This window comes from Candidatus Aegiribacteria sp. (assembly GCA_021108435.1).
Taxonomy (GTDB): domain Bacteria; phylum Fermentibacterota; class Fermentibacteria; order Fermentibacterales; family JCC-6; genus Aegiribacteria.
In genome coordinates this window covers 1-4,301 of the sequence record JAIOQY010000191.1, presented here as the reverse complement: position 1 = coordinate 4,301, position 4,301 = coordinate 1, and the positions used below count along the sequence as shown (strand labels likewise).

Here is a 4,301-nt window from a genome sequence, read left to right as displayed (position 1 = left end):
GTTGTTTCCTCTAATACGCGGAGAACTTACCTGTCCGTTCGTTCCATTTCACGAAGAGATACCAGAGAAGTATAATTACCAGGAATACACCAACTGCTGCTCCATAGCCAATCTTTTCCGGCAGGAAAAACATCTGCTTCATGCTGTCAGGCAGCGCATCGAAGAAAGCAGGTTTAATGAATTTCGCCGTTAAAGGCATTGCAACAATCATACCGACAATGGATGCCCAGAGTTTGATGTGTCCTTCTCCGGCGCGCCAGAGAGAACCAACCGTGCATCCACCTGCAATGGTCATTCCAAATCCGAAGATCGTTCCTCCGACGATGGCAGGTACCCAGAAGTGCGGCCAAACCCATATCATATCGCCCCTGACACCCATGAACTTGATTACGACAAAACCGAACATCGAAACCAGAATACCCGCCATTACCGCGACTGCGGGAACAGAGCTGCCGGACATGAATGGCTCACGCAATGCCCTGACAACACAAAATCGTGACCGCTGACAGACCATACCGAAGAAAAGACCAATGGCTGCGTACCATGCGAGTACACTGCTGGTACCGGTGTATCTGAAGGCTATTATTAAACCTATCAATACTACTACTGCTCCGAGGAAAGGCTGCCAGGATCCCTTGCCCTTTCCGGCGGAAAGTATCGAATAGGTTTTTCCACTGCTTAGTTTTGGAAATTTATTCACTTCGAAGAGCAGGTACTTAACCGCAATCCATGTACCGATTACGAGTCCTAACGTGAAAACGACCGCACCAAGCGAAAGTGCAGGCCAGCCGCTGAAAAAACCGCCGATGGTACAGGATACACCGACTACGGCTCCAAGCCCCATCAGGAGGCCTCCAATAAGCCCCTTAAATAGTTCACCTAAAGGAGGAAATCTGAGAGCGAACTGTTTGGAAAAGAGGGCTCCGGCAAACGCACCCATTATTAACAGGATACACAGAACGGAGTATGGGAATAGATTGATCGCCCCCATGTTGGCGAATTCCCCGCCCATCAGGTTGAATAGATTATCCCCCCAGTTCTTGACTCCCCCTGAGGCACCCCAGGGCTTCAGAACTATGAACAGGCAGATGTTTCCCACCCCGAGCAGGATTCCACCCACCCACATAGGCCATGATTTAGAGAAGAAGATATCGTACAGTTCGCGCAGACTTCCTTTTTTCTTCGAACCGGATTCACTCATTGTTATCTCCTTAGATAATCAAGCAGTCTTCAGAGGCAATTCGATCCCCTCCACGCCGCTCTGACATGATGAATTGTGAACCTATTCTCCGCGACGGATGAAGAATGTAAACCCGTCTTCGACCTCGACCACCTCTAGAAGACTATTGCCAGTCCTCTCGCACCAGGCAGGTACATCGTCCTTTGATCCAGGATCAGTACCGTACATCTCGATTACCTTTCCATCCTCAAGCTTCTTGATGGCCATCGCGAGCTTCAGAATCGGCATAGGGCACGACAACCCCTTGCAATCCAGAATCACATCACCTTTCATAGTTCCCCCTTTCTTGTTCAACTCATATTACAACGATTTAGCATACACAGAACGAACTTGCACTTAGATGAATTACAAATTTTAACATCACGGGAATCATTGTCAAGTCTCCGAAAACCTGTTTCTCAAGTGGCAGGATCACTCAAGACGGAATGCTCGGGATGGCTTGAGTACTATTCGCGTCTTATTATACCGTCTGGGAATTCCAAAGAAGATGGCTCGTGAATTCAGGATAATGGAATAAATGTGTCTATGAATGAAATAATTTACAGGGCTATAGGAACAATACACACACCCTATTCTGATATGGCTCCTTTTCAAGCGAGAGAGGATGATCCGAAAGGGCCCTTCGTTCTGGAGCTGCTGCCGGAATACGAAACAGCCCTCGAAGATCTTGAGTATTTCAGGTATATCATCGTTCTTTTCCACATGGACAGAGTAAAGGGTTACAACGGCTCAAACATTGCTCATCCACCTTCCCTCAGCGGCGGTACTGTAGGTCTGTTTGCCAGCAGATCTCCCAACCGGCCGAATCCAATCGGGCTCGATGTCGCGAGAATTCTTCGTATTGATGGAAACAGGATTTTTACCTCCGGGTTGAGCGTTCTTGACGGAACACCTCTGATAGACATAAAACCGTATACAAAGAAGGATTCAAAACCTGATCCGGGGGAAGGATGGCTAAAAGATCGGTAAATCAGAATCAGAAGATGGGGAATAAATCTTCTACATTCTATCTGACAGAAACATTTCGAAAGGAGAGAAACTATGTTTTTCGGGAACAGAGTATTTTCCTCGATTCTGATATGTATGTTTGCAGTCGTTAGCGGTATTGCTGAAGCATCTGAAGGTCAGGCTTCCGCTTCAACCGCGATTATCTCAGGACGCATCACAGGTTATCCGTCAGATTGGTTTCCACCCATATATGTCTATGCCAGGAATGTGGATACGAATAGTACATTTGCGGTCTACACTCATGGTTCTTTTGACTATACCGCCGAAATTCCATTTACGATAACTGTCTGCGAAACAGGAACCTACACTGTGTTTGCATGGACAGACAGAGAATCCAGTGGTGTCTGGGTAGGCGGATTTTACACCCGATACAATGAAAAGGGTATTATAGAACCCATATTTATTGAAGTAGAACTTGGGCAGGAAGTGGAAAACGTGAATATTGAAGGTAATATGTTCAATATTGATCAGGATATGGTTCCACTGCCCTGAAATACCTGCGAGAAAAGCAGGATCGATTCGGAGGTGCTGATATGAGGACGGTTTTCATACCGGTCGTGATTCTGGTGCTCACCGTTCATGCTTTTGCGGATACAGGTACCAGAGGATGGGTAAATGCCTGTGAGGTTGTAACGAATGAGACAGATGCCGAAACACTTCTGAATGAACTCGCAGCCTGCGGATGTGATCATGCAGACTACCTCTGGATCCCGGACTGGAATTCTCTTTCAGAATACGAGGGCTGGCTTGTTTATAATGGCCCGTTTGATTCTGAGGAAGACGCTTCAATCGCGGCATGCCGCCTGCTATGGAAGTATCCCGATATTTATTCAATACTGGTTTCAGATGATCCTGTCCGTATAACAACATTGCCTGCTCTTGGGATTCTTTCGGACCTGACGGGTCTTATGCCTCCTACACAGGATTTCACGCACCAGTCAGTAGTACCGGAAGGCTGGGGAACCGAATGGAAGACACATGGCTCCGGGGATGAATGGGAGCTGCCTGTTCAGATCATCTCAACTCCTCCGGGCTGGATTATTGATGAGTGGGAGGATATTTACGCCGGAACTATTGAATTGAGAGGCTTCGAGGAACCGCTGGATGCTGCAGGTGAATATGAACGAGTATCGGCTTTCATTCGCGAAGGAGCCTCGAAGCTGGATGTTACTGTACTAGAATCTCCAGGTGAGTATATCCTTCTTCACAGTCTTCCCGACCCCGGTGACAGAAGGGGAGATATGGATTTCTGGGTTGCAGTTCGCAACGAAACTCTTGAGTATGGCCTGAGAGCGAGAAATTTCTACGGAGAGATGCCGAACAGCTGGATGAATATCCCTGAAGAGGCAAGAGAATCCTCAATACCGAAGGTTGCGGATTCCCGTCATGAGGCTATTGGATACCTGCTGGAAAGGCTTCTTGAAGATAGTGTATACGGTACCGATACAATAGAGAACATCTCATTTGGTATTGAATACCTCGACGGATTTCCAGAAGGCGCCTGGCGGGATTACTATGACATAGCTGTGCGAGAGGTACACAGACCCGGTGGAGAGGGAGATCCCAATACCGCACCGATACTGGACAGGTTCCGTATTTACTCCAGGGGAGGAGAGATTCTATGGTGGAATCCCCTTTGGGGTACTCTCTTGCCTTACAGTGAGCTGTTCTCCTTCAAATACTGAAACTTACTTCCCAAACATGCTTTTCTTCAAAGCAGTGCTTGCATTAACAGGAAGCGCAAGTAATTCAGCATTATCTACTACTGCTTGCACACACCTTTCCGTCAGTATGTCGGATCCTGAACGTAATACAATGAAGTAGAGGCCGCATGTAAGTTCATCCTGCTGAAAATCCACACTGGTTTTATATCCATGAACCGGGTCGGTTGAACTTCCCATATTGGATCGCTGATCTGAAACCCCGCCCCCTTTCCGGGAGACGGGGCTCTTAGCGATTCTACTAATCCCTCATCACGACAAAACTCCCGGTGCTGACCTCAGAACCGATGCTGCAATGAAGAAGGTATACTCCATTGGGTACAGGTGTTCTA

General features: G+C 47.5%; 5 protein-coding genes. 3 read left to right on the top strand and 2 right to left on the bottom strand.

The genetic code is table 11. The annotated features are described in order from the left end of the window. Window positions 1-10 precede the first annotated feature (10 nt). Window positions 11-1,201 (bottom strand): YeeE/YedE family protein, encoded by a 1,191-nt coding sequence (locus K8R76_11540; protein ID MCD4848807.1) that lies wholly within the window; start codon window positions 1,199-1,201, stop codon window positions 11-13. Window positions 1,202-1,282: 81 nt separating this feature from the next. Further along, complete coding sequence (locus tag K8R76_11535) at window positions 1,283-1,513, bottom strand: sulfurtransferase TusA family protein (GenBank protein MCD4848806.1); 231 nt, start codon at window positions 1,511-1,513, stop codon at window positions 1,283-1,285. Between the two features lie 252 nt (window positions 1,514-1,765). Here K8R76_11535 and tsaA point away from each other — a divergent pair, with 252 nt between their 5' ends. From tsaA to K8R76_11520, 3 genes are all read left to right on the top strand, one after another. Next, window positions 1,766-2,209 (top strand): tRNA (N6-threonylcarbamoyladenosine(37)-N6)-methyltransferase TrmO, encoded by a 444-nt coding sequence (tsaA, locus tag K8R76_11530; protein MCD4848805.1) that lies wholly within the window; start codon window positions 1,766-1,768, stop codon window positions 2,207-2,209. 72 nt (window positions 2,210-2,281) lie between these two features. Continuing rightward, window positions 2,282-2,740, top strand: a complete 459-nt coding sequence (locus tag K8R76_11525; protein ID MCD4848804.1) for a hypothetical protein — start codon at window positions 2,282-2,284, stop codon at window positions 2,738-2,740. A gap of 41 nt (window positions 2,741-2,781) precedes the next feature. Next, entirely contained in the window at window positions 2,782-3,933 is a 1,152-nt protein-coding gene (locus tag K8R76_11520) for a hypothetical protein (GenBank protein ID MCD4848803.1), read from the top strand. Window positions 3,934-4,301 lie beyond the last annotated feature (368 nt).